This window comes from Streptomyces sp. NPDC006997 (genome assembly GCF_040635175.1).
GTDB lineage: Bacteria > Actinomycetota > Actinomycetes > Streptomycetales > Streptomycetaceae > Streptomyces.
In genome coordinates this window covers 66,232-93,153 of record NZ_JBEYHH010000019.1, presented here as the reverse complement: position 1 = coordinate 93,153, position 26,922 = coordinate 66,232, and the positions used below count along the sequence as shown (strand labels likewise).

Annotated in this window: 25 protein-coding genes and 1 pseudogene; 16 read left to right on the top strand and 10 right to left on the bottom strand. The window is 72.8% G+C overall.

Annotation, left to right across the window (positions count from 1 at the left end):
* Nucleotide 1 precedes the first annotated feature (1 nt).
* Complete coding sequence (locus tag ABZ659_RS20395; protein ID WP_360221691.1) at nucleotides 2–760, bottom strand: SLATT domain-containing protein; 759 nt, start codon at nucleotides 758–760, stop codon at nucleotides 2–4.
* A gap of 222 nt (nucleotides 761–982) precedes the next feature.
* On the opposite strand from ABZ659_RS20395, the gene ABZ659_RS20390 reads away from it, so the two are divergent.
* From ABZ659_RS20390 to ABZ659_RS20375, 4 genes are all read left to right on the top strand, one after another.
* Complete coding sequence (locus tag ABZ659_RS20390) at nucleotides 983–1,324, top strand: YbaB/EbfC family nucleoid-associated protein (protein WP_360221688.1); 342 nt, start codon at nucleotides 983–985, stop codon at nucleotides 1,322–1,324.
* Between the two features lie 58 nt (nucleotides 1,325–1,382).
* Nucleotides 1,383–1,982, top strand: coding sequence for a recombination mediator RecR (recR, locus tag ABZ659_RS20385; RefSeq protein ID WP_360221685.1), 600 nt, complete (start codon nucleotides 1,383–1,385; stop codon nucleotides 1,980–1,982).
* A complete protein-coding gene (locus ABZ659_RS20380) occupies nucleotides 1,975–2,640 on the top strand; it encodes a DUF5063 domain-containing protein (protein ID WP_360221682.1) in 666 nt (221 codons plus the stop codon). Before recR ends, ABZ659_RS20380 begins: the two co-directional genes overlap by 8 nt.
* A gap of 634 nt (nucleotides 2,641–3,274) precedes the next feature.
* A complete protein-coding gene (locus ABZ659_RS20375) occupies nucleotides 3,275–3,709 on the top strand; it encodes a hypothetical protein (RefSeq protein ID WP_360221679.1) in 435 nt (144 codons plus the stop codon).
* On the opposite strand, the gene ABZ659_RS20370 is transcribed toward ABZ659_RS20375, so the two are convergent.
* The gene (locus tag ABZ659_RS20370) at nucleotides 3,661–4,092 is read right to left on the bottom strand and encodes a hypothetical protein (RefSeq protein ID WP_360221676.1); all 432 of its coding nucleotides are present in this window, start codon (nucleotides 4,090–4,092) and stop codon (nucleotides 3,661–3,663) included. The two genes, ABZ659_RS20375 and ABZ659_RS20370, sit on opposite strands and share 49 nt — an antisense overlap.
* 137 nt (nucleotides 4,093–4,229) lie before the next feature.
* Between ABZ659_RS20370 and ABZ659_RS20365 the strand changes: the two genes are divergently transcribed.
* The 9 genes from ABZ659_RS20365 to ABZ659_RS20325 all read left to right on the top strand — a co-directional run bounded on the left by ABZ659_RS20365 (nucleotide 4,230) and on the right by ABZ659_RS20325 (nucleotide 12,279).
* A complete protein-coding gene (locus ABZ659_RS20365) occupies nucleotides 4,230–4,979 on the top strand; it encodes a helix-turn-helix transcriptional regulator (protein ID WP_360221918.1) in 750 nt (249 codons plus the stop codon).
* Entirely contained in the window at nucleotides 4,979–5,167 is a 189-nt protein-coding gene (locus ABZ659_RS20360) for a DUF397 domain-containing protein (RefSeq protein WP_360221673.1), read from the top strand. The genes ABZ659_RS20365 and ABZ659_RS20360 overlap by 1 nt, the downstream gene beginning before the upstream one ends.
* A 287-nt stretch (nucleotides 5,168–5,454) precedes the next feature.
* The gene (locus ABZ659_RS20355; protein ID WP_360221670.1) at nucleotides 5,455–6,321 is read left to right on the top strand and encodes a hypothetical protein; all 867 of its coding nucleotides are present in this window, start codon (nucleotides 5,455–5,457) and stop codon (nucleotides 6,319–6,321) included.
* 53 nt (nucleotides 6,322–6,374) lie between these two features.
* Nucleotides 6,375–6,650: a hypothetical protein gene (locus tag ABZ659_RS20350; protein WP_360221667.1), complete on the top strand. Its 276-nt coding sequence runs from the start codon at nucleotides 6,375–6,377 to the stop codon at nucleotides 6,648–6,650.
* Nucleotides 6,647–7,036 (top strand): hypothetical protein, encoded by a 390-nt coding sequence (locus tag ABZ659_RS20345; protein ID WP_360221664.1) that lies wholly within the window; start codon nucleotides 6,647–6,649, stop codon nucleotides 7,034–7,036. The genes ABZ659_RS20350 and ABZ659_RS20345 overlap by 4 nt, the downstream gene beginning before the upstream one ends.
* A gap of 355 nt (nucleotides 7,037–7,391) precedes the next feature.
* On the top strand, nucleotides 7,392–8,669 hold the full coding sequence (locus ABZ659_RS20340) for an aspartate kinase (protein ID WP_360221661.1): 1,278 nt from the start codon (nucleotides 7,392–7,394) through the stop codon (nucleotides 8,667–8,669).
* Nucleotides 8,666–9,718 carry an aspartate-semialdehyde dehydrogenase gene (locus ABZ659_RS20335; RefSeq protein WP_360221658.1) on the top strand — a complete coding sequence of 351 codons (1,053 nt, stop codon included), beginning with the start codon at nucleotides 8,666–8,668 and terminating at the stop codon, nucleotides 9,716–9,718. Before ABZ659_RS20340 ends, ABZ659_RS20335 begins: the two co-directional genes overlap by 4 nt.
* Nucleotides 9,719–10,291: 573 nt before the next feature.
* Nucleotides 10,292–10,894 carry a SigE family RNA polymerase sigma factor gene (locus ABZ659_RS20330; RefSeq protein WP_360221915.1) on the top strand — a complete coding sequence of 201 codons (603 nt, stop codon included), beginning with the start codon at nucleotides 10,292–10,294 and terminating at the stop codon, nucleotides 10,892–10,894.
* A 140-nt stretch (nucleotides 10,895–11,034) separates the two neighbouring features.
* Nucleotides 11,035–12,279: a hypothetical protein gene (locus ABZ659_RS20325; protein ID WP_360221655.1), complete on the top strand. Its 1,245-nt coding sequence runs from the start codon at nucleotides 11,035–11,037 to the stop codon at nucleotides 12,277–12,279.
* 44 nt (nucleotides 12,280–12,323) lie between these two features.
* Here the strand turns inward: ABZ659_RS20325 and ABZ659_RS20320 are convergent, their stop codons facing one another.
* Nucleotides 12,324–13,112: an SURF1 family protein gene (locus ABZ659_RS20320; RefSeq protein WP_360221652.1), complete on the bottom strand. Its 789-nt coding sequence runs from the start codon at nucleotides 13,110–13,112 to the stop codon at nucleotides 12,324–12,326.
* 174 nt (nucleotides 13,113–13,286) lie between these two features.
* Between ABZ659_RS20320 and ABZ659_RS20315 the strand changes: the two genes are divergently transcribed.
* Nucleotides 13,287–15,167, top strand: coding sequence for a prolyl oligopeptidase family serine peptidase (locus ABZ659_RS20315; RefSeq protein ID WP_360221649.1), 1,881 nt, complete (start codon nucleotides 13,287–13,289; stop codon nucleotides 15,165–15,167).
* A gap of 57 nt (nucleotides 15,168–15,224) precedes the next feature.
* Here ABZ659_RS20315 and ABZ659_RS20310 read toward each other — a convergent pair.
* The 4 genes and pseudogenes from ABZ659_RS20310 to ABZ659_RS20295 form a co-directional block, all read right to left on the bottom strand.
* Nucleotides 15,225–15,428: pseudogene (locus tag ABZ659_RS20310) on the bottom strand (DUF6191 domain-containing protein); the annotation flags it as partial.
* A gap of 25 nt (nucleotides 15,429–15,453) precedes the next feature.
* Nucleotides 15,454–17,385 carry an NAD-binding protein gene (locus ABZ659_RS20305; RefSeq protein ID WP_360221646.1) on the bottom strand — a complete coding sequence of 644 codons (1,932 nt, stop codon included), beginning with the start codon at nucleotides 17,383–17,385 and terminating at the stop codon, nucleotides 15,454–15,456.
* Between the two features lie 367 nt (nucleotides 17,386–17,752).
* Complete coding sequence (locus tag ABZ659_RS20300; RefSeq protein ID WP_360221643.1) at nucleotides 17,753–18,913, bottom strand: NAD-dependent epimerase/dehydratase family protein; 1,161 nt, start codon at nucleotides 18,911–18,913, stop codon at nucleotides 17,753–17,755.
* Nucleotides 18,910–19,866: a ScbA/BarX family gamma-butyrolactone biosynthesis protein gene (locus tag ABZ659_RS20295; RefSeq protein ID WP_360221640.1), complete on the bottom strand. Its 957-nt coding sequence runs from the start codon at nucleotides 19,864–19,866 to the stop codon at nucleotides 18,910–18,912. The genes ABZ659_RS20300 and ABZ659_RS20295 overlap by 4 nt, the downstream gene beginning before the upstream one ends.
* 246 nt (nucleotides 19,867–20,112) lie before the next feature.
* On the opposite strand from ABZ659_RS20295, the gene ABZ659_RS20290 reads away from it, so the two are divergent.
* A complete protein-coding gene (locus tag ABZ659_RS20290; protein ID WP_360221637.1) occupies nucleotides 20,113–20,814 on the top strand; it encodes a ScbR family autoregulator-binding transcription factor in 702 nt (233 codons plus the stop codon).
* Here the strand turns inward: ABZ659_RS20290 and ABZ659_RS20285 are convergent.
* Together ABZ659_RS20285 and ABZ659_RS20280 are read right to left on the bottom strand one after the other, a co-directional pair.
* On the bottom strand, nucleotides 20,789–21,409 hold the full coding sequence (locus ABZ659_RS20285; protein WP_360221634.1) for a UTRA domain-containing protein: 621 nt from the start codon (nucleotides 21,407–21,409) through the stop codon (nucleotides 20,789–20,791). The two genes, ABZ659_RS20290 and ABZ659_RS20285, sit on opposite strands and share 26 nt — an antisense overlap.
* Before the next feature lie 227 nt (nucleotides 21,410–21,636).
* Complete coding sequence (locus ABZ659_RS20280; RefSeq protein ID WP_360221631.1) at nucleotides 21,637–25,668, bottom strand: AAA family ATPase; 4,032 nt, start codon at nucleotides 25,666–25,668, stop codon at nucleotides 21,637–21,639.
* A gap of 386 nt (nucleotides 25,669–26,054) precedes the next feature.
* Between ABZ659_RS20280 and ABZ659_RS20275 the strand changes: the two genes are divergently transcribed.
* Nucleotides 26,055–26,546 carry a MarR family transcriptional regulator gene (locus ABZ659_RS20275; protein WP_360221628.1) on the top strand — a complete coding sequence of 164 codons (492 nt, stop codon included), beginning with the start codon at nucleotides 26,055–26,057 and terminating at the stop codon, nucleotides 26,544–26,546.
* A gap of 83 nt (nucleotides 26,547–26,629) precedes the next feature.
* On the opposite strand, the gene ABZ659_RS20270 is transcribed toward ABZ659_RS20275, so the two are convergent.
* A complete protein-coding gene (locus ABZ659_RS20270; RefSeq protein WP_360221912.1) occupies nucleotides 26,630–26,869 on the bottom strand; it encodes an SCO5918 family protein in 240 nt (79 codons plus the stop codon).
* Nucleotides 26,870–26,922: the final 53 nt, after the last annotated feature.

Genomic DNA, 26,922 nt, shown 5'->3' with positions numbered 1-26,922 from the left:
CTCACCGCGGCTCCGGCGGTCGCTGCCGGGGCATGTTGGGCCGGGCCCCGTTCCCGGAAGGCGGCAGAGGGAACCGCCCCGCGACCCCCACCCCGGCCTCCCCGCGCCCCCCGCAGGCACCCCCGGCCCGCACCCCCCACGGCACGGCCCCCCCGACCCGGAACTCGACCACCCAGTCCACCGTCTCCCCCCGCACCAACTCCCCCACGTCCTCCGAGAACCGCCGCAGTACCCCGAGGCACCGCTCCGCCGCCTCGCCCGCGGTCCCCTCCGCGGGCCCCAGCACCTCCCGCACGCTCTCCGCCGCCCAGTCGAACTGCAACGCCAGCAACCGCCGCTGCACCGCCTGCGCGGTCGCGACGTCCCGCATCCACCCGGACGTCACCCCGAAGAACCGGTCCACCCCCACACACGCCCCCGCCACCACCAGTGCCAGGTACCCCCACACCGCGGCCCCGCCCAGCACCCCCGCCAGCTCCAGCACCGGCAACACCACCCCCACGACGCCCCCGCCCGCGGCCCCGCCCCGCAGCAGACGCGCCCACCGCCGCTTCCACACCCGCCCGACGAGGTACCAGGCCACGGTCTGGAGCGCCCCCCGCTCCACCCACCGGTACAGCTCGTCCAGCCGCTCCGCCGGCTCCCCCCAGTCGCCGAGCGGGAACGCCCGCCCGGCCAGATCGCCCGGCCGCAGCCCGGCCGCCCCCTCGTCCCGCCCGTCCCGCGGCGGCCTCTCGGGCTGCATCTCCGGCTGACCCACCCGGCACTCCCTACTGGTCAACTGCGTCCGGCACCCGTGCGGGACCCTTCCTACCGCCCAATGGGTGGCGAAGGCGCCGTTATCGCCGCTTTTCCGCCCGGAAGAGGGCGTTGATCAGGTATAGGCCAGAGCCCTGACTCACTCGAAAGAGTGGCGGGGCGAGCCCCGCAGGGACCACGTAGGCTCGACCCAGGAAGACGACCTGAAGGCGAGGAGCTGATCGTGATCCCCGGTGGTGGCCAGCCCAACATGCAGCAGCTGCTTCAGCAGGCCCAGAAGATGCAGCAGGACCTGGCGCAGGCCCAGGAGGAACTGGCGCGGACCGAGGTGGACGGCCAGTCGGGCGGCGGCCTGGTCAGGGCCACCGTGACCGGCGCCGGAGAGCTGCGGGCCCTGGCGATCGACCCGAAGGCGGTGGACCCGGAGGACACCGAGACCCTCGCGGACCTGATCGTCGCCGCGGTGCACGCCGCCAACGAGAACGCGCAGGCGCTCCAGCAGGAGAAGCTCGGCCCGCTGGCCCAGGGTCTGGGCGGCGGCGGTATCCCCGGCCTGCCTTTCTAAGCGGGCGCGGGCCAACTACCGTACGTACCGAAAGACCATCTGAAGGGACGGCAGTCCGTTGTACGAAGGCGTGGTCCAGGACCTCATCGACGAACTGGGGCGGCTGCCCGGCGTCGGTCCCAAGAGCGCGCAGCGGATCGCCTTCCACGTCCTCCAGGCGGAACCGACGGACGTACGACGGCTCGCCCAGGCCCTGCTCGAAGTGAAGGCGAAGGTCCGCTTCTGCGCGACCTGCGGCAACGTGGCGCAGGAGGAACTGTGCGGCATCTGCCGTGACGCCCGCCGCGACCTCTCGGTGATCTGCGTCGTGGAGGAACCGAAGGACGTCGTCGCGATCGAGCGCACGCGTGAGTTCCGGGGCCGGTACCACGTCCTGGGCGGCGCGATCAGCCCGATCGAGGGCGTCGGCCCGGACGACCTGCGGATACGGGAACTCCTCGCGCGCCTCGCCGACGGCACGGTCACCGAGCTGATCCTGGCGACGGACCCGAACCTGGAGGGCGAGGCGACGGCGACGTACCTCGCCCGCATGATCAAGCCCATGGGCCTGAAGGTCACCCGCCTGGCCAGCGGCCTCCCGGTGGGCGGCGACCTGGAATACGCGGACGAGGTCACCCTCGGCCGCGCCTTCGAGGGGAGACGACTCCTAGATGTCTGACGCCACGCTGCACGCGACGAGCCAGAACCCGGACGACTTCGCGGTCCAGATCGCGGACCAGATCGGCAGCTTCCTGGTCGCCGTGACGGAGGTCGCGAAGGGCGACGAGCCGGACTCGGCGGTCCCCTTCCTCCTCCTGGAGGTCTCCCAGCTCCTCCTGGCGGGCGGCCGTCTGGGCGCCCACGAGGACATCGTCCCCGACGACCGCTACGAGCCCGACCCGGGCCCGGAGCAGGACGTCGACAGCCTCCGCGAGAACCTGGCCCGCCTGCTGGACCCGATCGACGTCTACTCCGAGGTCTTCGACCCGTACGAGCCCCGCAAGGCCCCGGTCCCGGCCCGCATCTCCGACGACCTGGCCGACGTGATCGCCGACCTCCGCCACGGCATGGTCCACTACCGCGCGGGCCGCACCACGGAGGCCCTGTGGTGGTGGCAGTTCTCCTACTTCTCCAACTGGGGCTCCACGGCCTCCGCCACCCTCCGCGCCCTCCACTCGGTCCTGGCCCACGTCCGCCTCAACCAGCCCCTCGCCGAACTGGACGGCCTGGACACCGACCAGGGCATGGGCGACGACACCCTGGAATTCGAGGCGGGCGCGGTCATGGCCGAGGAGATCGCGGCACCCCTGGGCCTCCGCTCCTCGGCCCCCCAGTAAGCCAAGGACTCCTCCCACCGGACCGTTCATCCGTTGAGGTGAAGGCAGAGCTGCGACCGGGTAGCTCGCGCGGTACGGAAATCCGTGTGCTGTTCGCCTTCGACCCGAGGCGGGAGGCGATCTGATGAGCCAGTACAGCAACTGGGCTGACGTGAAGCGCCGCATCCGGGAAGCCCACCCGGAGGTCTCCGACGCCGAGTGGGAGTCCCGCAGGCAGGCGGCGCGCACGGCGACCGAGGCGTAAGCCGGACGGGTGTCCGTGTCCCAAGCGACACCTCAGCGTTGCGCCCCCGCAGCACGCCCCCGCCTAGGGTGACGGCGGCACGGTCGTACGGCGGGGGGAACGCGGAACATGCGGGACATACGGGCAGGGGTCATCGGACTCGCGGCACTGGTCGTACTGCTCACGGGCTGTGGCCCGCAGGACGAGGCCGCCGCGGAGTCACCGTCGGAGTCGGCCTCAGTCTCCCCCTCCCCGACCCCCACGCGGACGCGCCCGACTTCCACTCCGACCCCGACCCCGGAATCGGCGACCCCGACGCCGACCCCGACGAGGACGACGGCCACCCCGACACCCCCGCCCCCGCCCCCGCCCCCGCCCACAAGGACACCCCCAGCCCCCACCACCCTCAGCATGTACGCCTCCACCTCCGGCGGCCGTATCGTCCTGCCACGGGGCGGTGAGGCGCAGGAGTTCACCGTCTCCGTCCACAACGGCAACACCCGCGCCTATCCACAGATCCTGGTGGCCCTCCAGATGGAGATACTGATCGGCGAGGGCCCCGCCGCCGAGGCCAACGGCCTGGTCCTGGAACGCCGGGACCCCGCCACCGGCGCCTGGCGCCCCGCGGACCTGCGCGTCGCCAACGACGTCTACCCACCGTCCCTCTACCCGGACGGCACGCCCCTGGCGCTGGAAGCCGCCCGCGTCGTCCGCTACCGCCTGCGCGCGCTCCCGGAGGGCCCGACCGGTTCGACGCCGCTCCTCATCCGCCTGGTCGACACCACGGCCCCCGACAGTCAGGCCGTACCCCGCCGCACCTCCCTCCCGGTGACGGTCGTCGCCTGACGCAGGCGCTCCGGGTCGACGTACGGCGCCGTGGCCGTCGGCTCGCTGTACCAGCGCAGGGGCCAGGTGTTCCCGTCGAGCGCGGGGATGCCGATGTAGGTGACGGTCCGGACGCCCCGCCCCCCGAACTGCTGCACCCCGAGCGGCCACGAATGCCTCCGCACCTCCCCGGGCGCGAGCAGGAAGTACATCCACCGGAACCCGCTCACCTCACAGACGACGGGCCCGGCGTCCCCGTCCGTCTCCTCGATCAGCCGCTCGGCGACGACCTCGCCGCGCACACCTTCGATCCGTACGGCGTCGAAGTACACGCCGCTGACGTGCAGTTGGTGGCCGGAGGCGGGGACCCAGTCGGGTGCGTGAATCGCGTAGTTCATGGTCACACGGTGTCCGAGGCGAGCTACGCTCGGTAGTGACCCGGGTGGTACACGCCGGGGTGTATCGGTCGGAGGTGCGTGCCGTGTCAGTCCAGTACAACTCCCACTCGTCCCCCGTCGCCTGGCGCTACAGCGGCAACCAGATGAAGCGCTGGCGCACCAAGGCCAACGTGAGCCGCGAGGAACTCGGGGCCGCCGCCAACTACTCCCCGGACACCATCAAGTCCATGGAGCAGGGCGTACGGATGCCGACGCCGCGCGTACTCGACGTGGCGGACGAACTGTGCCGGGCGGAGGGGTTACTGAGCGCGGCGAAGGACTACCTCCAGAAGGAGAAGTTCCCCGTACGGGCCCAGGACTACATGGAGCGGGAGAGGGAGGCGATCAGCCTCTGGTGGTACGAGGTCACGTTGGTCCCGGGGTTGTTGCAGACGGAGGCGTACGCGCGGGACCTGATCGAGAACCGCATCCCGCCCCTGGATGACGAGACGATCGAGCAGCGGATCGCCGCGCGAATGGAGAGGCAGGCGATCCTGACGCAGCGGAAACCACCAGTGGCCTTCAGCTTCGTGCTGTACGAGGCGGCGTTGCGCAGCCCGCAGGTGGACGCTGAACAGCTCGGCCGACTGCTGGAAGTGGCTCGGCTGCGAAACGTGACGCTCCAGGTGCTCCCGTTCGAGCGGGCTGTCAGCGACGCGATCATCGGCCCGATGGTCCTGCTGGAGAACCGCGACCACGAACGCTTCGCCTTCACCGAGGGGCCGATCGCCAGTGAACTGTCGGGCGATCCGCAGGTTGTCAGCCGTGTCACCCAGCGGCTAAGCATGATCCGCGCGCAGGCCCTCAGCCCCGCTGAGTCGGCCCCTTTCATCGAGCGGATGGTGGATCAGTGATGAGCGACAGGCTGAGGTGGCTCAAGTCGAGCTACAGCGACAACGAAGGCGGCGCCTGCGTCGAAGTAGCCCTCGAAACCCGCACCACCACCCACATCCGCGACTCCAAGAACCCCACCGGCCCCGAGATAACCGTCGGGGCCCCCGCCTGGGCGGCGTTCATCGCCGCAGTTCAGCCCGGAGCTTGAGCCCCGGGATCCGAGCCCTTCCCATGGGTTTTCTGGGTTTCTTGGTTTGGTTGAAATCCAACCAACTAACCAAGCCTGTACGTGAGTTGAAGCGCCGTAGCTCGAACGGGTGACGTTCCGTGCTCGACTTGCTTCGGAACGTAAAGCCGCTCTAGGTTCGCGGCAATAGATCGGCCCCGGTCGGTGCGCCAACACCGGCTCCGGGGCCTGGACCTACTCATCGAATGGACCCTTCGATGGCGGCTTACGCCCACCTTAATCCTGCCCTCCCCTCCCCGTCCCACCCCATGGCCAAAACGGGGTACGGCAAACGCTCATCGGGTGACGAAGACCCGCACGCGGACCCGGACTTCGCACACCTGAGCCTCCGCGCCCGCGAGATCGCCGTCTTCGTCGACCACCTCGCCGACGGCCACTCGATGGCCCACAAGGTGCTCGCGGACGAACACCCCCGCTACGGCCAACAGGCCATCCGCACCGCGCTGAACCAGCTCATCGACGCCGGTCACCTGCGCTGGATCAAAGAGCACATCACGCTCGACGACAACACCATGCGCTGGGTGACGCGCACGTACTGGTCACGTACGCCCAGGTCAGAGGAGTGGTGGGCGGAGTTCACGCGGGAGCGCCACGGCAAGGACGTGACGAGGAGCCACGCCCCCGGCCTGGCCCGCACCGAGGAGCCGCAGCCGGAGCCCGCACCCGAACCCGAGCCCGCGCCGGAGCCGGAACCCGCCGCCGACGAGCCGAGCGACGCCTACCTGACCCTCGTAGAACTGCGCGCGGCGGACCGCCGTATGACGCTGTCCGAATCCGACTGCCGAGCACTCGAACCGCTCGTGGCCGAGTGGCTGACCCGGGGCGCGACACCGAACGGCGTCATCCGAGCCCTGACGGACGGCTTGCCACCCACCGTGACCAACCCGGGCGGACTCGCCCGCAACCGACTGGAGACCAAGATGCCCCCGAAGCGAACCGACAAGACCGCCGCGTCCCGCCCGAGGGGCGGCCGAGTCACCCGCGCCCTCATGGCCTGCGGCTTCTGCGGCCAGGACGAACGGACGGTGTGGCTGGTGAGGGGCATCTGCGTCGAGTGCCGCAAGGAGATCGAAGAGGAGGAGAAGAGGGCGATCCCGGCCACGTTCCGCCCGTGACGGGGGCCGCGGGCCCCGTTGCCGCAGCTTAAGCGGCGGATTACGTTCGTAATATGGCGGAGAAGGTGAAGTTCAGCGTGAGTGTGGATGCCGACCTCGGAGAGGCCCTGCGGCGGTGCGCCGAGGAGGAGGACGAGCAGATCTCGGCAGTGGTCAGCCGGGCACTGGAGGAGTACCTCGGCAAGCGTCGCCGCCTGCGTGAGGGGCGGCGGGCGATGGAGGAGCACTTCGAGGAGCACGGATGGCCCACGTCCGAGGAACTGGCGGAGGCCGACGCGTGGGTCGACGACCTCTTCGGTGATACGCGAGAGGAGCGCCGGAGCGCATGAGCCACGTCGTCTACGACACCGGTGCCTTGATCGCTGCCGTCAAGAACGACCAGCGCTTCCTCCGGCGGCACCTCCGTCTGCTCGACAGGGGGAGCACCCCGCTCGTCCCGGCGGGCGTCCTCGCCCAGGGGTGGGACTCCCGTCCGAAGGCGGCTGCTCTCCACCGTGTGCTGCGGGGCTGTGAGGTGCTGTCCTTCACCGAGAGCCTGGCGAGGGCGGCGGCGGTGCTGTGCCAGGAGAGCAAGACGTCGGACGTCATCGACGCCGGCGTCGTCCTCGCGTCCATCGCCTACGGCGGGGTGCCGATCATCACCGACGACCCCGGCGACATCCGCGCCCTCACCGAGGCAGCGAACCGTCGGCACATCCGCGTCGAACGCCCCTGACGGAAGAGGGTGAGGGCCATGACCCCCAGGGCCGAGCACCAGCCGCAGATGTCCGTCGAGGAGTTCGAGGAACTGGAACGTCATGCCCCGGAGACCGAACCGCTGAAGGACCTCGCTCCCTGAGCGATCCCGCCTCCGTCGGAAAGAGTGAGCTGGGCCACTTTCCGGATGCCCCCGCCCCGGATGGGCATGTGCCAAGGCGGGCGACCGGAAGAACACGCCGGGTGATCGCAGGGTGAGCGGGACATCTCACCATGCGATACCAGTGGGGTGGATTTCGGGCGCTCGATAGACTGAGCCGACCGCAGTACATCTACGTACGTGCGGAAAGAGACGGATTGAGCGAGGAGCGCACGTGGGCCTTGTCGTGCAGAAGTACGGAGGCTCCTCCGTAGCCGATGCCGAGGGCATCAAGCGCGTCGCCAAGCGGATCGTGGAAGCGAAGAAGAACGGCAACCAGGTGGTTGCGGTCGTTTCCGCGATGGGCGACACGACGGACGAGCTGATCGATCTCGCCGAGCAGGTTTCCCCGATGCCTGCCGGGCGGGAACTCGACATGCTGCTGACCGCCGGGGAGCGGATCTCCATGGCCCTGCTGGCCATGGCGATCAAGAACCTGGGCCACAACGCCCAGTCGTTCACCGGCAGCCAGGCCGGGGTCATCACCGACTCGGTCCACAACAAAGCCCGGATCATCGACGTCACGCCGGGCCGCATCCGGGCCTCGGTGGACGAGGGCAACATCGCCATCGTCGCCGGGTTCCAGGGCGTCTCGCAGGACAAGAAGGACATCACCACGCTGGGGCGCGGTGGGTCCGACACCACCGCCGTCGCGCTGGCCGCCGCCCTGGACGCGGAGGTCTGCGAGATCTACACCGACGTCGACGGCGTGTTCACCGCCGACCCGCGCGTGGTGAAGAAGGCCCGGAAGATCGACTGGATCTCCTTCGAGGACATGCTGGAGCTGGCCGCGTCCGGGTCCAAGGTGCTGCTCCACCGGTGCGTGGAGTACGCCCGCCGCTACAACATCCCGATCCACGTCCGGTCCAGCTTCAGTGGACTGCAGGGCACCTGGGTCAGCAGTGAGCCGATTACGCGAGGGGAACAGCAGGTGGAGCAGGCCATCATCTCCGGTGTCGCGCACGACACCTCCGAGGCCAAGATCACGGTCGTCGGTGTGCCGGACAAGCCGGGCGAGGCTGCCGCCATCTTCCGCACGATCGCCGACGCCGAGATCAACATCGACATGGTCGTGCAGAACGTCTCGGCCGCGTCCACCGGGCTGACCGACATCTCGTTCACCCTGCCGAAGACCGAGGGGCGCAAGGCCATCGACGCCCTGGAGAAGAACCGGGCCGGGATCGGCTTCGACTCGCTCCGGTACGACGACCAGATCGGCAAGATCTCCCTGGTCGGGGCGGGTATGAAGACCAACCCGGGCGTCACCGCCGCGTTCTTCGAGGCGCTCAGCGACGCGGGGGTGAACATCGAGCTGATCTCGACCTCCGAGATCCGCATCTCGGTCGTCACCCGCGCCGACGACGTCAACGAGGCCGTCCGCGCCGTGCACTCCGCCTTCGGGCTCGACTCCGACAGCGACGAGGCCGTCGTCTACGGAGGCACCGGGCGATGACCGGCCGACCGACGCTCGCGGTCGTGGGGGCGACCGGGGTCGTCGGCGCCGTCATGCTCCAGATCCTGTCCCAGCACGCGGACATCTGGGGCGAGATCCGTCTGATCGCCTCGCCGCGCTCGGCCGGCCGCAAGCTGGCCGTGCGCGGTGCCGAGGCCGAGGTGGTGGCGCTGAGCGAGGAGGCCCTCGACGGCGTCGACATCGCCATGTTCGACGTCCCCGACGAGGTCTCCGCGCACTGGGCGCCCGTCGCCGCCGCCAAGGGCGCGGTGGTGGTCGACAACTCCGGCGCCTTCCGGATGGACCCCGAGGTGCCGCTGGTCGTGCCCGAGGTCAATCCGCACGCCCTCCGCAACCGGCCGCGCGGGATCGTCGCCAGCCCGAACTGCACCACCCTGTCGATGATCGTCGCCCTGGGCGCGCTGCACGCCGAGTTCGGGCTGCGGGAGCTGGTCGTCTCCTCGTACCAGGCGGTCAGCGGGGCCGGGCGGGCCGGGGTGCAGACCCTGCGGCAGCAGATCGACCTCGTCGCCGGGACCGAACTGGGGACCAGCCCCGGTGACGTACGGCGGGCCGTCGGCGACAACACGGGGCCGTTCCCGGAGCCCGTCGCGCTGAACGTCGTCCCGTGGGCCGGGTCGCTGCGCGAGGACGGCTGGTCGTCGGAGGAGATGAAGGTCCGCGACGAGTCCCGGAAGATCCTCTCGCTGCCCGGGCTGCCCGTCGCGGTGACCTGTGTACGGGTTCCCGTCGTCACCGGGCACTCGCTGACCGTCCACGCCCGCTTCGAGGGCGAGGTCACCGTGGACCGGGCCCGCGAGATCCTCGCCACCGCGCCCGGCGTGGTGCTGTGCGACGACCCCGCGGCCGGGGAGTTCCCCACCCCCGCCGACGTTGTGGGCACCGATCCGACCTGGGTGGGGCGGGTGCGGCGGGCCCTCGACGATCCGACGGCGCTCGAACTCTTCGTGTGCGGGGACAACGTACGCAAAGGCGCGGCCCTCAACACCGCGCAGATCGCGGAGCTGGTGGCGGCGGAACGGGTGTGAGGCCGTTCCGGTCGCGGTACGCCGCCGCGGTGGCCGATTAACGCCTGGCCCTGGCCGGTTCGGTGCGTAAGATCATCTGGGCATGACAAGTGCAGGCCACATGTGAGCTGGTTGGTGGTCCGGACCACTTGAACTCGACCCCCTCGGCGTCTGAGGATTTGCTTCCCCGCCCTCCGCAACCGCGCGGCCGGCGGGGAGCGTCTATGCGGACGCCCTTCCGGGGCCTGAGGACGTGCTCTACACGGCGTGGGGACGCCGTGCTCGCGGGCGTGGGGACGCCCGTTTCACTGGACATAGGGGAAGAGCGGGACGCATGAGGGCAAGTGACACACCGTCGGTCGTGCTGCCTGACGCGAGAACGACGACAGCGGGAACGGCAGCGGAAGCGGCGTCGGCGGCGGTGACGACAACGATGGCGGCGCCGGTCGAGCCGTCCGGCGTGAAAGTAACGCCTGGCACGTACAACCCCCGCGGGGGGAAGCGTGTCCAACAGACGTGGCAGAGGTACTCGACTTCACAGCGACGACGCGCGGCACGGCACTCCGGCCCGCCCCCCGGCCCTTCCGGCCCGGTCTGGCTGGTGCGTCCGGCGGCCTGCCGGTGATCGCGCCGATGCCCGCAGCGCGGCCCGCCCGCATCCCAAGCCAGCGTGACGGTGCCGACCAGGCCGAGGTGGCGGCCGCCGGTACGACGGTCGACCACCTCACCGAGACCTACCGCGCCCACTACCGCTCCCTGCTCGGTCTCGCGGCCCTCCTCCTCGACGACACCGCGTCCTGCGAGGACGTCGTCCAGGAGGCGTTCATCCGCGTCCACTCCGCGCGCAAACGCGTCCGCGACCCGGAGAAGACCCTGGCCTATCTGCGGCAGACGGTGGTCAACCTCTCCCGCTCCGCGCTGCGCCGCCGCATCCTCGGGCTGAAACTGCTGTCCAAGCCGATGCCGGACATGGCGAGCGCCGAGGAGGGCGCGTACGACCAGCTGGAACGCGACTCCCTCATCCGGGCGATGAAGGGGCTCCAGCGCCGCCAGCGCGAGGTGCTCGTGCTGCGCTACTTCGCGGACATGACCGAGGCTCAGGTCGCCGAGACGCTCGGCATATCGCTGGGCTCGGTGAAGGCCTACGGCTCCCGCGGGATCGCGGCCCTACGTGTCTCCATGGGGGCCTCGGCATGAGCGGGCGGCACGATGACGATCGTCCGGAGCGGCCCGCGTGGCCGGGCCGGGGAGATGAAGAGCCGCAGCAGCAGGACACGCACACCGGGAACCGAACTGTGAACCACGGCCCCCGTGACCAGGGATCCGAGAAGCACCCCGTGCACGGTCATGACGAGCAGACTGGAGCCGGAGCCGGAGCCGGAGCCGGAGCCGGAGCCGGAGCCGGAGCCGGAGCCGGAGCCGGAGCCGGAGCCGGAGCCGGAGCCGGAGCCGGAGCTGAGCCGAGCCCGGTCGATCCGGCCTCGGACGCCCTCGCCTCCGACGACGCGTTCGCCTCCGACGACGCGTTCGCCAGGCACGCGTTCGCCTCCGACGCGCTCGCCTCGGACGAGCTGGCGCTGCGGCGGATGCTCCAGCAGGCCGTGCGGGAGATCGAGCCGAGCGACGGCACACTGGAGCACCTGCGCCGTGCCGTGCCCGCGCGCCGCGCCCGCAAGCGGCAGGCCGCCGTCGGCCTCGCCGCCGCCGCGCTGTTCGTCGGCACCGCGATCCCCGCCGTCCTGCACGTCTCGAACTCCTCCGGCGGCAGCGCCAACCCCTCCATCGCGGGGCACGGCTCCCAGGCGCAGGGCGGGGCGAGCGAGGGCAAGGCCAAGGGCGGCTCCGAGGGCACCGGCGCGACCTCCGGGCAGACCGAGAACCAGGGCGGCGGAGGCTCCGACCAGGGCGACACGAACAGCGGCGGCAACGGCGAGGGTGGGCCCAGCGACAGCGCGGGTCCCTCGGCGAGCACCGAGGTCGACACGCCCGTGTGCGCCGCGGCGCAGCTCAACAGCACCTCCTCGGTCGACGTGCCCGACTCCATGGGCGCGGTCTACGGCACGTTCCGGATCACCAACATCTCCGGCAACGGCTGCACCGTCGACGCCCCGGGCTCCGTCGACACCCTCGCCCAGGGCGCCGCCGACGGCACCCGGATCAGCGTGGTCAGCCACACCGCGGGCGACGCGGCGGGCAGCCTGCCCGACCCGTCCCTCGAGGTCTCCTCGCTGCTGCTGAAGTCGGGGGACGCCTACGAGGTGAGGTTCGCCTGGGTGCCCTCCGAGACCTGCCCCACCAACGGCGGCAGCCCCGGCGGCGGCACCGGTGACACGAGCGGCGGCGAGACCGGCGGCACCGACCCGTCGGCCGACCCGAGCTCGACGCCGACAGGCGGCACGCAGGGCACCTCCACCGGCGGTGACACCGGGACGGCCACGCAGTCGCTGGCCGCGGAGGGGACGGCGGACGGCAGCGTCACCGTGTCCTACACGGCGGCGGCCGGGGCGCCCACGGTCTCCGCGGTGGTCTCCAACGCCTGCGCCGGGACGGTGTTCCGCACCGGGGTGCTGCCCGCTGTCTGAGGTCCGTACGGAGTCCGGGGCGCCGGGGCCAGCCCGGCTCCGGCTCAGACGACGGACGGTGTGGCGGCTTCCTCCTCCGGTATCAGCCCCAGCTCCGCGTCCCTGACGAACTCCACCTCGCGGCGGAACAGCCGGAACCACATGAAGACGACGAAGCCCGCGAAGACGAACCACTCCCCGGTGTAGCCGAGGTTCTGGAACGCCTTGAGGTCGAGGCCGGTGTCCCGCGGCGCCGTCGCCGGTACGGCCGTCATGCCGGAGTCGGCCTCGTCGAGGGTGACCCAGGCGTCGTAGAGGTCGTACGGCACCAGGTTGACCAGCGAGGCCGTGCTGATCGCGGCGGTCTGGCCGGCGGGCAGGCCGCTCCGCCCGCTGACGCCGTTCTCCCCGGGGTTCTCGGATGCCTGGAGCGCGCCGGTGACGGTGGTCTCGCCGGTCGGCGGGGCGGGCGCCTCCGCCGGGTCGGCGGTGCCGGGCAGCCAGCCGCGGACGACGGGGAGGGCCTTGCCGGAGTCGGTGCGCAGCATCGTCAGGACGTAGTAGCCGCGCTTGCCGTCGAGGTCCCGGTCGGGGACGAGGAGCTGGTCGGCGTACCGGCCGGTGGCGGTGGCGCGGTCGCCGGAGGTCTCCTTGTCCACGGGGAGCAGCTCGGCCAGCGGGCGGGCCGCCCGGTGCTGGTCGGCGGCGGTCTCCTGGCCGGCGCCGCGGTGGTTGTCGACGCGCTCCTCGAACCGGCCCAGCTGCCAGGACCCCATGAACACGCAGAAGGGGATGGCGAGCAGGACGAAGACGTTGATCCCCCACCAGCGGGGCGTCAGCAGGAACCGGTACACGCCTCAACGGTACGGGGCGGGGGCCGGGGATCCGGCCGCGGGGTACGGGGACGCCCGGAGAGGGTGAAGAAGTTGTCCACAGGCTGGGTGTGACGGGGTGGCCCGGTGTGGGAGTTTTCCACAGGCTGGGGGTCTCGCCAGCGGGCTGCCGGTCGGTGCGGGCAGTATGGGGTCATGACTGAGAGCAACGGGGCAGTGGCGCCGGACCAGCGGGACGCGTACGGATCGAGCGGTCAGGAAGGACCGAGGGGGCAGGGCGAGGTGGTGCCCGACTGGGAGAAGCGCTTCCGGGCGCCACGGGTGTCGCTGCCCGACTGGGCGGAGGACGCGCCGGACCGCTCCCTGTTCGTGTCGAACGCCACGGGGACGTACGAGCTGTACACGTGGGACCGCGCCACCGGCGAGCAGCGCCAGGTGACCGACCGGCCGAACGGCACGACGGACGGCGTGCTCTCCCCGGACGGCCAGTGGATCTGGTGGTTCGACGACAAGGACGGCGACGAGTTCGGGATCTGGCGCCGCCAGCCCTTCGCGGGCGGCCCGGACGAGCTGGCGGTGCCCGGCCTCGACCCGTCCTACCCGGCGGGCCTCGCCCTCGCCCGCGACGGCCGCACCGCGGTGGTGGGCCGCTCCACGGACGAGGACGGTACGACGATCCACCTGGCCCGCGTGGGCGGGCCCCCGGTGGAGATCTACCGGCACCGCGAGTCGGCGGGCGTCGGCGGGCTGTCGCACGACGGTTCGCTGATCGCGATCGAGCACACCGAGCACGGCGACGCGATGCACTCCGCCCTGCGCGTCCTCCGCCAGGACGGTACGGCGGTGGCGGAGCTGGACGACACCAAGGGCGGCGCGGTCGAGCTGGGCCTTGAGGTGCTGGGCTTCGCGCCGGTCGAGGGGGACACCCGGCTGCTCATCGGGCACCAGCGGCGGGGCCGCTGGGAGCCGCTGGTGTGGGACGTGGCGACGGGCACGGAGACGGACCTCGCCCTCGACCTGCCCGGCGACGTGAGCGCCGAGTGGTACCCGGACGGCTCGGGGCTGCTGGTCGTGCACGGCTTCGAGGCCCGCAGCGAGCTGTTCCGCTACGACCTGGCGGCGGGCGCGCTGGAGCGGATCGACACCCCGCCCGGCTCGGTGTCGGGGGCGACGGCCCGCCCGGACGGCAGCGTGGAGTACCTGTGGTCGTCGGCCGCCGAGCCGTCGGCGGTGCGCTCCACGACGGGCGGTGTGGTGCTCGACCCGCCGGGGATGCGGTCCCCGGGCTCGGTGCCGGTGGAGGACGTGTGGGTGGAGGGTCCGGGCGGCCGGATCCACGCGCTGGTGCAGCGGCCCGCGGGCGCGAGCGGACCGCTGCCGACGGTGTTCGACATCCACGGCGGTCCGACCTGGCACGACAGCGACTCCTTCGCCGCGGGCCCGGCCGCCTGGGTGGACCACGGGTACGCGGTGGTGCGCGTCAACTACCGCGGCTCCACCGGGTACGGGCGCGCGTGGACGGACGCGCTCAAGCACCGGGTCGGCCTGATCGAGCTGGAGGACATCGCCGCGGTCCGGGAGTGGGCGGTCACCTCGGGGCTCGCGGACCCCGAGCGCCTCGTCCTGACGGGCGGCTCCTGGGGCGGCTACCTCACCCTCCTCGGCCTCGGCACCCAGCCCGAGGCGTGGGCGCTGGGCATCGCCGTCGTCCCCGTCGCGGACTACGTCACCGCGTACCACGACGAGATGGAGGCGCTGAAGGCCATGGACCGCACCCTCCTCGGCGGGACCCCCGAGGAGGTCCCCGAGCGGTTCGAGGCGTCGTCGCCGCTGACCTACGTCGACCAGGTCAAGGCGCCCGTCTACATCACCGCCGGGGTCAACGACCCGCGCTGTCCCATCCGCCAGATCGAGAACTACGTCAAGCGCCTCCAGGCCCGCGACGCCGTCCACGAGGTGTACCGCTACGACGCCGGGCACGGCTCGCTCGTCGTCGACGAACGGATCAAGCAGGTCCGTCTGGAACTGGAGTTCGCCGAGCGACACCTGGGCAGGGCGGCCACCGCCCGGGGCTGAGCCCCGACGCCGGGCGGGCGCCCGTCAGGGCGTCGGGGACACCGGGGACACCGGGGACTACTGGGACCCGGGGGACGCGGGCGGCAGCCGCACCACCGCCACCCCGCCCTCCAGGTCCACCCGGGTGCGGTGCGGCGGTGCCCCGTCCTCGTCGTCGTCGCGCAGCAGCAGCGCGGACTGCCGTTCGCTGAGTTCGTGCTGCTTGCCCGGGGAGAGCGCGCCGTGGAGCTGCTCGAAGCCGGTGGCGAAGCCCATGCGGCCAGTGTCCCCGAACGCCCCGCGTCCGTCAGCGCGTCGTCCGGTGCCGTCCCGTCAGCTGGGCGAGGCCCTGGCGGGTCGCGGCCAGGACGACGCGGTCCTCGGCGCGCAGGACGTAGGTGGGCGGGAGGTCCCAGATGAGGCCGGAGGCGGGCGGGTGGGTGCCGGGCGCGCCGGGCGGCGGCGCGGTCGCCAGGTCGGGGCGGCGGTCCTCGGGGGCCAGCGCGTCCAGCGCCAGCACCCGCCAGTGCCCGGCGCGGAAGGCGTCGGCGACCGTCCGGCCCTCCAGCTGCGGGATGCCCCGGACCTCGACGGCGGCGAAGACCAGCACCCGCCGCTCGACCGGGATGGCGCCCAGCACCTGGCGGCCCATCATCGCCCCGGCGAACGCGGGCGCCGAGAGGTGGGTGACGCTTCGGCTGCGGGTGAGCGCCGCGGGGTGCGCGGCCCGCAGGGTGCGGTACACGGCGGTGGCGAAGTCGTCGTCGTACAGGCGGAGCACGACGCGCAGGTCGGGGCGGACCGACCGGGCGTACAGCACCGCCTCCAGGTTGGTGGTGTCGACGCTCGTCAGGGCGAGGAGGGAGTGGGCGCGATGGATCTTGGCGGCCTCCAGGACGCCTTCCTCGGTGGCGTCGCCGAGCACGACCGGCACCCGCAGCCGCCGGGCGGTGGCCAGGCCGCGCGCGTCGTCGTCGGCCTCGACGCAGACCACGGGTATGTCGAGTTCCCTCAGCCGGGTCAGCACCCGGGTGCCGATCTTGCCGAGCCCGAGCAGGACGACGTGCCCGGCGAGCCCGCGCGGCGGCTTGCGCAGCGCGGAGGCGCTGCGGAAGGTGCCGAGCGCCTCCAGGACGGCGGCCAGCAGCACCGGCAGCAGCAGCAGTCCGAGCAGACCCGCGAGGAGTTGCAGGACCTGGCGGCCCGGCGAGTCGTCGAGAGCGGGGTCGTTGATGGCGAACAGGTCGAGCAGGGTCTCGTAGGCGGAGTGCAGGAAGTGGTCGCCGGTGACCAGGGACAGCGCCACGGTGAGCGCGCCGACCGCGCCCGCGAGCCCGGCCAGCGACCAGCGCAGCCGCCGCGAGAACAGCGAGGCGAAGGGCGGTACGACACTGACGCCCCGGCCGCGCCCCGTGGACCGCGGTGGGCCGGTGTAGGAGACCTGTTCCAGGGCGACCGTGCCGCGTCCGGTGGCCGCCGCGACCTCGTGCTCGTCGGGCAGCAGCCGGGGCCCGCTCTCCCCGCTGTCCTCCGAGCCGTCCGCACCGGCCGGGTCGCTGCTGGTCGCCGACAGCAGGGCCAGCGTGCACAGCCCGGGGTCGGCGACCTGGCCGGGCGCGGGCGGGGTGCGCTCCACCGCGCGCAGCAGCAGCCCGTCGGTCTGGACGACCTTGCTGGTGCCGACGACGGCGGTCGCGGCCAGCGCGGGCGCGGCGGTGTCGGCGTCGGAGAGCACGGTGGTGGAGGCGTCGAGTTCCGCGGCCGACATGTCACCGGTGGCGAGCGCGGCGGACTGGTCGAGGAGGGCCTCGATGTGCTGGCCGAGGCGGCGGTTGTAGAGCCGCAGGACCAGGCGCAGCCGGGGGTTGAGGCGGCGGGCGGTGAGGGCGGCGCGGATGTTGGTCTCGTCGTCGTCGTACACCAGGGCCAGCGCGGCGGCGCGTTCCACGCCCGCGTCGGCGAGCACGGCCTCGGTGGGCTCGGTGGCCTCCAGCATCCGTTCGTTGCCGGTGCCCTCGCCCGGGGGGCCGACGGCGCCGTTGGCGCCCCCGGCACGGCTGACGGCGGCGCTGACCATCCGGTCCAGGAGCGCCGCGGAGGCGGCCCGTGCCCTGCCCACCACCGGCTGCCGCACCCGGCGCCCGGAGGGCGGCACGACCAGCGTCACCTGCTCGCCGTAGACCCCGCGCAGTTCGGTCGCGAGCCGGTGCGCCAGCCCGTCGTCGCCGCACACGACCATGTGCGCGGCCGTGTCACCCGGCCCTGCCTGATACGGAACGCTCCCCACATCGGCAAAGACTGCCTCAACCGCGGCCTCGGTTCCAGAAGCTGACGGGGCGTCGGCCGGTGGACGTCGTGGGCGAGCCGCACGGTCGCCGGTTCCGTGGCGCTGGACGGCGGGGGCACCCCGTTCCCGGGCCGGATGACGGATGTCCCTCGACTGCCGCGCCGCGGACGGGCCGTCCGGTCAAGGCCGGGCTGACCGGCCGGGTCCCGCCGGGTCCCGCCGGGTCCCGCCGGGTCCCGCCGGGTCCCGCCGGTTCCCGCAGCCGGACACCTGGCTGCGGATCACCGGCACCTCCACCCCCGAGCGGACCGAGGCCCGGTCAACGGCGGCCCGATCCCGTTCCACCCGTTCCAAGGGGTGGTACGGGCGGAGCCGGTACCGGCTTCGGACCAGCGGTACGACGAGAGCGGGGGCAACGGGGAGAGCCGGGGTCCCCGCTTACGGCGAGATGCTCCCGGTACCACGGCGCGGCCTCCCGCAACCGGGCCGCGAGGCCGGGGCCGACCGGGCAGCCGGTCAGCGCCCAGACGTCCGACCGGTACCACCGGTCCTCGGCGAGGAGCCGCGCCTGATGGTCGCTGGCCCGCCCCGGCACGGCGCTCAGCCGCTCCAGGTAGGGCTCCACGTCGAGCCCTTCCGCCGGCACCGGCAGCCCCACCGCCCGCCCCAGTTCCCGCACCAGGTCGCGCAGGGTGACGGGGTCGGGATGCCCGGCGTGGTGCACGCTCCCGTCCGGCACGGCGGCGGGGTCGAGGGCGAGGGCGCCGAGCAACCGGCCGAGGTCGGCCACCGCGACGACGGACAGCCGCGCCCGCCCGTGCCCCACCAACGCGGGCACCCGGCGCAGCAGTTCGGCGAGGAGTGGTACGACCCACACGTCACCGGGCCCGTACACCAGCGGTGGCCGTACGACGACCCCGCCGGCGGCGCGCACGGCGCCCTCGGCGAGCAGCCGGGTGCGGCTGGTGGGCGAGGCGGGCGCGGTCGGCACCGCGTCCTCGGCCAGGTCGCGGTGGGGTCCGGCGCCGTAGACGGCGGTGGTGCTGAGCTGGACGGTGTGCCGTACCCCGGCCCGGTCGGCCTCCGCCAGCAGCGCCCGGGTGCCGTCGACGTTGACGGCGGTGCAGGCGGTCTCGTCGCCGCTGATGAGGGAGGCGCAGTGCACCAGGGCCCGTACGCCGTCGCACCGACCGCGCAGGGTGCGCGGGTCGGTGAGGTCGCCGGTCAGGTAGGTCACCCCGGCGATCCGCCGCTCCGGCGCGGGTACCCGGCGCACCAGCGCGCGGACGGCACCGGGCGCGGCGAGCCGCGGGTCGGCGGCCAGCGCACGCAACACGGCCGCCCCGACGAAACCGGTACCCCCACTGACGAGAACCACCGGACCGCCAGCACCGGTTGCGCCCGCGCTGGCCAGGCCCGCCATGCCGATGGAGCCGGTGCCTTCGCTGCCGTGGTCCGCCGGGCCGCCGTCGCCCGTCACGGCGCGGGCACCCGGTCCGCCGCGCCGAGGGTGACCAGCCCCGTCGCGGCGACCTGGCCGGACTGGCGCAGGGTCACCAGGACGGCGGCGCGGCCGTGGGAGAGGGCGGTGGGGCCGGGTTCGGCGAGGAGTTCGCAGGGGGCGTCGAGTTCGACGTAGTGGTGGAAGTCGGCGTGCAGCGCGGGGGCGACGGCCCGCCCGCGGCCGGTGAACGCGGTGGCCGTCTGGCGCATCGCCTCGACGAGGGCGCGGCCGGGCACGTGGTCGTGCTGGCTGTCGAAGATGACCGGGTGCTCCTGGTCGACCCGCAGCAACCAGGCGCCGGGGCGGCCGGTGGGCGCGAGCAGGACGTCCTCGGCGCGGTCGCGTCCGACGCTGGCGGGCGGCACGGGCGCGGGCAGCGGGTCCGTCGCGGTGGGCCGGGGGCGGGTCGGGCGGAGCCTGCGGTAGGCGGCCTCGGAGACACAGGTCGCCCGCAGACCGCCGCGGCCGATCAGCAGGGGACCCCGGTACAGCTTCACCTCAAGCCCGAACTCCGCCAGCTTGCGGCCCCGCAGCCGCACGTCCACGCAGCGCACGACGGCCTCGGTCGGGGTCGGCGGCAGGGCGGCGGCGTAGACGTCGTCGGGTACCTCGTAGCGCAGGTTCCACAGCAGGAAGTGCTGGTCGAGCGGGGCGTCGTAGACGGCGTGGGAGACGACGGCGCCGCACTGGCGGACGGTCTCCGCCATCAGCATCGGGTTCCCGCGACCGCCGCCGGTCGGCGCGAACAGGGCGTGGGCGCGCGGCCAGCGCACGGCTATCCGGTAGGTGTCGTCGCTCTCCGCGGTGAAGTGGGAGAGCAGCACGTCCGCCTCGTCGCTGCGGTGGACGTACTGCTGAGGGATGGTCATCTGCGGCGGCGGGACGATCCGGTCGGTGACGATCGGGACGGCGCTACTGAGCACGGTCATTACGGTATCCCTCAGTAAAGAGCGGTCGTTTGCGGAGGCTCTTGGAGACGGAGTCTGCCAAAAAACCAGCCGAACGGTTTCTTATGGCGCCAGGCGGCAGTGTGATTTGAGTCACGGATATCCGCGTGAACCCGCCACCCGTCGAGGGGTCCGGCGTGAGGGGCGCATATCGTTTCCTGATAAAACAAACCGGGTAGTCGCGTAAGCTCCCGGGTGCACCAGCTTTGAGACGGTGGAGGACGAGAAATGGCGAAGCAGGCCCGAGCTGTCCAGACGCGTCGCGCGATCGTGGAGGCCGCGGCTAGCGTCTTCGACGACTACGGCTACGAGCGTGCCGCCCTCTCGGAGATCCTCCGCCGCGCCGAGGTCACCAAGGGCGCGCTGTACTTCCACTTCCCGTCCAAGGAGTCGCTGGCCCAGGCGATCATGGACGAGCAGACCACGCGGGTGCGGGTGCCGGAGGTCGGTTCACGGCTCCAGGCCCTGGTGGACATCACCCACCAGTTCGCGTACTCCCTGGCCCACGACCCGCTCGCCCGCGCCGGTACCCGGCTGTCGATCGAGGGCGTCTTCCTCAACGGCGTGCACCCCTGGGGCGAGTGGTTCGACATGGTGGCGCGGCTGCTGACGGAGGCCAAGGAGGCGGGCGAGGTGCTGCCGCAGGTGAACCCGGAGGAGACCGCCGAGTTCATCGTCTCCGCCTTCACCGGCGTCCAGCTCGTCTCCGAGGCCATCACCAAGCGCACCGACCTGCGCGGCCGGGTCGCCATCCTGTGGCACAACATCCTCCCGGCCATCACCTACCCCGGCGTCATCATCCGCATCAAGCCGGACGGCGCGATGGACCCGTCCCTGGTGCTGCGGGAGGACGAGACGGCGGAAACGCCGGAGACGGCTGAGGCGGGGGAGACCGCCGAGCCGCTCACCACCTCTCCAGCGGCGTCGTGAAGCGCAGCTCCACCCGGTCCCCGGGCAGCGTCACGTCGGTGACGTCGACGACGCGGTCCTGGACGTCGTAGGAGATCTTGCGGAGCGTGATGACCGGTGTGCCGGGCGGGAGTCTGAGCCGTTGGGTCTCGCCGGGGGTCGGTGACCGGGCGGTGAGGCGTTCCTCGATGCGGTCGAGTTCGATGCCGACGGTGTGCAGCTGGCTCTGGGTGCCGCCCGGCCAGGGCTCGTTGGCCGCGTCCAGGAGGGCGGGGTCGGCCGCGATCAGGTCGTGGCGGAGGTAGGACGTGATGAGGCTGAGGGGGGAGCACTCCACGGCGCACCGGGTGCGGTGGGTGCGCTCCAGCAGGGGGGTTCCCGGGGCGACCCCGAAGGCGTCGGCGAGATCGTCGTCCGCCTCGACCTTCCGGTAGGCGGCGTGGAAGACGAGGTCCTGGGAGGTGAGCCCGGTCTCCCGCTCGGTCGCCCCGGTCCGTCTGCGCTGGTCCTCCGGCTGCCGGGCCCGGTCCTTCTCCCACTGGTGGCGGCGGTTGTCGCGGATGCTGCGGGTACGCCGCTCGCCGTTGTCGTACGCCGGGCCGTGCGCCTCTGCCACGGGTGCTCCGATCCCTCGGACGGTCACCTTCCTGATCACCCTAGGACGCCGGAGCCGCCGCGCGGCGCCGGACGCGGCCGGGCACACGAGCGCCCGATCGCTGACGACGGGGGATACGCCAGCGATCGGGCTGACCCAAGACTAACAAGGCGGCGTTCCCCGCGGGAGCCCCGGACGCGTCACCGGACGTGTCACGGGTGGCGTCCCGGGGCGCGTCCCGGGGCGCGTCACCGGTCGCACGGCGGGTCGTAGGAGAGGCGGGGCAGGTACTCGTCCCACTTTTTCTCGGTGAGTACTCCGCGCGTCGTGGCGCAGATGCGGCCGATGGCGTCGTCGACGTCGAGGTTCCACAGCCGGACGGTGTCCGTGCCGCTGGACACCCCCAGCATGTTCGTCTTGGGGCTGAAGGAGAGGAAGGTGCCGGTGCGGGCGTTGGGGCTCATCGACCGCCCGATGGGCGCGGCGTGGGCGGGGTTGGCGACGTTCCACAGGCGCACCGTGTTGTCGTTGCCGCCGCTGGCGAGGGTGCGCCCGTCCCGGCTGAAGGTCAGTGAGACGAGGGCCTCGGTATGCCCGGTGAGGGTGGTGAGCGGCTCGGGCGTGTCGATGTCCCACAGCCGTACGGTGCTGTCGTCGCTGCCGCTGGCGAGCGTACGGCCGTCCGGGCTGAACGCGAGCGCGTTGACGGGACGCCGGTGCCCGGTGAGCGGCGCGCTGAGCGGCTCGGCGCGGCGGGGGTCGGCGACGCTCCACAGCCGGACGGTGTGGTCCGCGCTGCCGCTGGCGAGGGTGCGGCCGTCGGAGCTGAACACCAGCGCGTTCACATAGCCCTTGTGCCCGGTCAGGGGCGTGCCGAGGGGGCGCGGCCGGGTCGGGTCGGTGACGTTCCACAGCCGTATGCTGCGGTCGGTCCAGGCGGTCGCCAGGGTGTGGCCGTCCGGGCTGAAGGCGAGGGCGTCCGGGCCGGAGAACCGGGTCCGCAGGGCGATCGGCGGCCCGTGGGGGGCGGGGCGGCGGGGGTCGGTGACGTTCCACAGCTGGATGGCGCGGTTGTCGATCAGTACGGCCAGGGTCCGGCCGTCGGGGGAGTACGCCAGCGCCCGCCAGCCGCCGTCGCCGGACATGAACGGCCCGCTCAGCGACCGGGGCCGGTGCGGGAGCCGTACGTCCCAGAGCCGGATCCGCCCGTCGCGCGCCGCCGTGGCGAGCACCCGCCCGTCCGGCCGGAAGACCCCGTTGCGGCCGATCATGTCGGCGGTCGGTATCGACCAGAGCCGGACCTTGCCGTCCCCGCTGCCGGTGGCGAGGGTGCGCCCGTCCGGGCTGAAGCCGAGGGCGAACATCTCCCCGCTGCTGCCCGCGAGGGGCTCACCGACCTGTGAGGGGTAGGCCGGGTCGCTCACGTTCCACAGCGACGCCGTGCTGTCCGCGCTGGCCGCGGCGAGCATGGCGCCGTCCGGGCTGAACGCCACCGACCAGACCGGCCCGGTGTGCCCGGTGAGCGGCGCCCCCAGGGACCGCGGCTCCCGCGGGTCGGTCACGTCCCACAGCCGTACGGTGTCGTCGGAGCTGCCCGTGGCGAGGGTGCGGCCGTCCGGGCTGAACGCCACCGAGTGCACGGTGTCGGTGTGCCCCTCGGGCGGCTCGGGCAGCGCCCGGGGGTGGCGCGGCTCGCGGACGTCCCACAGCCGCAGGGTGCCGTCGTCGCCCCCGGCCACCAGCGTCCCGCCCCGCGGGCTGAAGGCGACCGAGCGGACGGCGACGCTGTGCCCGGTGAGCGGCTCCCCGACCGGGGTGACGTCGCCGGGGTCGGTGGTGTCCCACAGCCGTACGGTGCGGTCCTCGCTGGCGGAGGCGAGGGTGTGCCCGTCCGGCGCGAACGCCAGCAGGTACACCGTGCCCTCGTGCCCGGTCAGCGGCTGGCCGAGGGTGCGCGGGTGCGCGGGGTCGGTGACGTCCCACAGGCGGATCGTCCCGTCGTCGGAGGCGCTGGCGAGGGTGTGGCCGTCCGGGCTGAACACGGCGGTGCTGACCCAGCTGCCGTGCCCGGTGAGCGGTGCGCCCAGGGCGCGTGGACGGCCGGGGTCGGCGACGTCCCACAGCCGTACGGTCCGGTCGTAGCTGGCGGAGGCGAGCAGCTTGCCGTCGGGGCTGAAGGAGGTGAGGTAGACGGCGCCGGTGTGGCCGAGCAGCGGGGTGGCCAGGGGCGCGTTGACGATCGAGACCAGGCGGTTGCGGGTGCCCGCGTCGTCGGGCCGCAGCCGGTGCGCCACCAGGTCGATCTGCGCGGACAGCGACGGGTCGGAGTCCTGCACCCGGTCCGCCTCGGCCACCACCTGCTCGAACACGGCGTCGTCCCGTTCCCGCCACGCCACCACCGCCGCGGTGACCGCGAGCACCGACAGCACCAGCAGGGCCGCCACCGCCGCCCGGGTGACCAGCAGCGTCCGGCGCCGCAGCCGTACCGAGGCGGCCAGGAACCGCACCGCGCTGCGGGTCAGGGAGGTGTCCCCGGCGGACCTGGCCCAGGCGTGCGCCTGCTCCAGCCGGGAGCCGCGGTACAGCAGGCCGCTGTCCCGGCCGCCGTCCTCCCAGGACCGGCCGTCCTCTTCGAGCCGCTGGCGCAGCAGATGGCCGCCGCGGTCCTCCTCGATCCAGTTCCGCAGCCGGGGCCAGGCGTGCAGCAGCGCCTCGTGGGTGATCTCCACCGTGTCCGCGTCCAGCGTCACCAGCCGGGCCCGGACCAGCGCCTCCAGCGACTCCTCCGTCTTGCCCGGGTCCGTCGACTCCGCCGCCAACTGCCGCCGGGTGCCGCGCCTGCGGGTGGCCTGGGTGTCCTCACCGAGCCTGACGAGGCGGAGCAGCAGCAGCCGGGCGGCGGAGCGGGCGGCGGGGTCGAGGCTGGACCAGGCCCGCTCGGCGGTCGCCGCGACGGCGCCCTGGATGCCGCCCGCCGCCCGGTAACCGGCGAGCGTCAGACGTCCCGCCTTGCGGCGCTGCCAGGTGGCGAGCAGCGCGTGGGACAGCAGCGGCAGCACCCCGGCGTCGTGGGCGCCGCGCGGGCCGTCGGCGCTGACCTCGCGCACGATCAGCTCGGCGAGCCCCGGCTCCAGCTCAAGGCCGACCGCCTTGGCGGGCCGGGTGACGGCGTCCCGCAGTTCGGCGGTGGTCAGGGGGCCGAGGACCATGTGCCGGTGCTGCAACGCGTCGGCCAGCTCGGGGTGGCGCAGGCACTGGTCGTAGAAGTCGGCGCGGACGCCGAGGACGACCAGGGCGGGGGCGGTGCGGTCGCCGGTGCCGGGGGTGCTGAGGGTGTGCAGCAGGCGGATGAAGGCGCGGCGCTCGTCCTCGTCGGAGCAGAGGGTGAAGGTCTCCTCGAACTGGTCGACGATGAGGACGGGCGGATGGGCCGAGCCGGGGGCGAGGGCGGCGACGGCGGCGCGGACGCGGCGGTCGATGTCCGGCGCGGGGGGCGGGGGAGGGGGGTGGTCGCAGGGCGCGGCGTCCGCGGGCCCGGGGGTGTCCGGGCAGGTCGCTGCGTCGGAGAGTTCGGCTATGTCGGCAAGCTCGGGTATGTCCCCGAGGCCGGGTATTCGGCGGGTCAGTTCCTTGAGGGGGTCCGCGCCGGGGACGAGGTGGACGGCCTCCCGCTCGGCGTCCCGGAGGGCGGGCCCGAGCCCGGCGTTCAGCAGGGAGGACTTCCCGGCGCCGGACGCCCCGACGAGCATCACGAGCCCGCCGTCGCCCTCGGCCGCGCACAGCTGACGGATCAGCGCCTCGGTGGCGCGGGCCCGCCCGAAGAACCACCGGGCGTCCTCCCGCCGGTAGCAGGCGAGCCCGCGGTAGGGGCAGACCCCCGCGGGTACGGCGGGGGCGTCCCGTTCCTCGTCGCCCTCCTCGGCGGGGACGTCGACGACCGTCGGGTTCCCGACGGCGGCCTCCCACAGCCGCTGCCACTGCCCGACGTCGTACAGCCCCGGCGCCACGGGCGTGGGCCGCAGCCGCCGGGCGTCGGGGATCAGGACGTGCAGCACCGCGGTGAGCGCGGCGAACTGGGCCGGTACGTTCCGCGCCCGCCGCCAGTCGCTGATCCGCTGCGCCGAGACCCGTACGGGGCGCCCCCGCTCGTCGACGCGCTGTAACCGTACGACGGCCTCGGAAACCCGCTTCAGGGGAGGGTTTCCGGCCTCCTTGTAGAGCAGCGCGAGACGCTCCGCGAAGACGGAACGTGCCCCCGAGTCGGAACCCAAGGCCCCCACCCCCCACTTTCTCGGCATCGCGCCCGCACCCGAACATCCGGACCGGAAAACTCACCCTATACGGCTGACCTGCGCCGGAGCGGGGATCCGGACACCGGAACCTCCTCATCCAAGCCACCGGGTGGCAGGATCCGGACGTAGTAGCACCGAGTGACGGCACGGTGACGGCAAATCGATCATCACCGTGTCCCCCCGTCCGGGGCGTCCCCGCCCCTCCGACGGTCCGTGCCGTGACGCCGACCCGGTACGGACCCTGAACCCGCGCCCTCCGGTACCGGTCCCCACGAGGGGAGGGACCGGTGCCGGAAGGTGCGGTTCCGTCTTCGCCGGGGCAGTCGCTCGCGGCAGTCACAAGATCGTGGTGTGTGAGGTGCGGTGAGCGCGCGATGATGAAGAGCAGGACCCGTCCGGCGGCGACGCCCGCGGAAACGCTGTACGCGATGGACCGGATGATCGCGCTGGCCCAGTCCGGGCAGCAGGACATCGCGGCCCGCTTCGGTCTGAACGTCACGGACCTCACCTGCCTCGGCCTCCTCTTCGAGGCACGCAACGCGGGCGACCGCCTCGGCGCGGGCGAGCTGGCCGTCCGCGCCCGGCTGACGACGGGCGCGGTGACCGGCGTACTCAACCGCCTGGAGAAGGCGGGCTACATCCGCCGCGAGCCCGACCCCGGCGACCGCCGCCGCGTCTGGGCGACCCTGGAGGACGCCGCCCAGTTACGCGTCTGCGAGGTCTACGGCCCGCTCTACGAGCGCCTGGGCGCCCTCTTCGCCGACTACACGGACGACGAGATCGCCGTACTGGCGGACTGGCTCACGCGGGCGAGGGCGGCGATGCGGGAGTCACTGGACGAGCTCAGACTCCCGCGCCAGCCCTGAACGCCCGGGGGCGCCGTGGTGGGTTGGCGCTCCCTGGTGAGTTGGTCCTGCCTGGCGGGCTGGTCCTACCTGGTGGGCCGGTCCTACCTGGTGGGCTGGTGACAGACGAAGCCCAGCCGGGTCAGCGCCCGGTGCATCTCCAGGGTGGTGAAGTCGCGGCGGTCCTGCTTGGTGATCACCTCACCGACCTGCATGACGGGGTAGACACGGCTCCCGATGGTCACCGAGACCCCGGTGACCGGTTCGGGGCTGACGCCCTCCATGGAGCGTTCGACCTCGCTCTTGAGCAGGTCGAAGGAGAAACGTGCGATGACACAGCGCATGATGCTCACCAGGACTTTCTAGCTCTACGGCTGCTACTGGTTCTGCTGGTTCT

What these genes read in the sequence shown, in the direction of transcription:
- ABZ659_RS20380 (WP_360221682.1), top strand. Translation starts at nt 1,975, where the DNA reads ATGTCTGACGCCACGCTGCACGCGACGAGCCAGAACCCGGACGACTTC.
- ABZ659_RS20375 (WP_360221679.1), top strand. Translation starts at nt 3,275, where the DNA reads ATGTACGCCTCCACCTCCGGCGGCCGTATCGTCCTGCCACGGGGCGGT.
- ABZ659_RS20365 (WP_360221918.1), top strand. Translation starts at nt 4,230, where the DNA reads ATGAAGCGCTGGCGCACCAAGGCCAACGTGAGCCGCGAGGAACTCGGG.
- ABZ659_RS20360 (WP_360221673.1), top strand. Translation starts at nt 4,979, where the DNA reads ATGAGCGACAGGCTGAGGTGGCTCAAGTCGAGCTACAGCGACAACGAA.
- ABZ659_RS20355 (WP_360221670.1), top strand. Translation starts at nt 5,455, where the DNA reads ATGGCCAAAACGGGGTACGGCAAACGCTCATCGGGTGACGAAGACCCG.
- ABZ659_RS20350 (WP_360221667.1), top strand. Translation starts at nt 6,375, where the DNA reads ATGGCGGAGAAGGTGAAGTTCAGCGTGAGTGTGGATGCCGACCTCGGA.
- ABZ659_RS20345 (WP_360221664.1), top strand. Translation starts at nt 6,647, where the DNA reads ATGAGCCACGTCGTCTACGACACCGGTGCCTTGATCGCTGCCGTCAAG.
- ABZ659_RS20335 (WP_360221658.1), top strand. Translation starts at nt 8,666, where the DNA reads ATGACCGGCCGACCGACGCTCGCGGTCGTGGGGGCGACCGGGGTCGTC.
- ABZ659_RS20315 (WP_360221649.1), top strand. Translation starts at nt 13,287, where the DNA reads ATGACTGAGAGCAACGGGGCAGTGGCGCCGGACCAGCGGGACGCGTAC.
- ABZ659_RS20305 (WP_360221646.1), bottom strand. Translation starts at nt 17,385, where the DNA reads ATGGTCGTGTGCGGCGACGACGGGCTGGCGCACCGGCTCGCGACCGAA.
- ABZ659_RS20295 (WP_360221640.1), bottom strand. Translation starts at nt 19,866, where the DNA reads ATGACCGTGCTCAGTAGCGCCGTCCCGATCGTCACCGACCGGATCGTC.
- ABZ659_RS20290 (WP_360221637.1), top strand. Translation starts at nt 20,113, where the DNA reads ATGGCGAAGCAGGCCCGAGCTGTCCAGACGCGTCGCGCGATCGTGGAG.
- ABZ659_RS20275 (WP_360221628.1), top strand. Translation starts at nt 26,055, where the DNA reads ATGATGAAGAGCAGGACCCGTCCGGCGGCGACGCCCGCGGAAACGCTG.
- ABZ659_RS20270 (WP_360221912.1), bottom strand. Translation starts at nt 26,869, where the DNA reads ATGCGCTGTGTCATCGCACGTTTCTCCTTCGACCTGCTCAAGAGCGAG.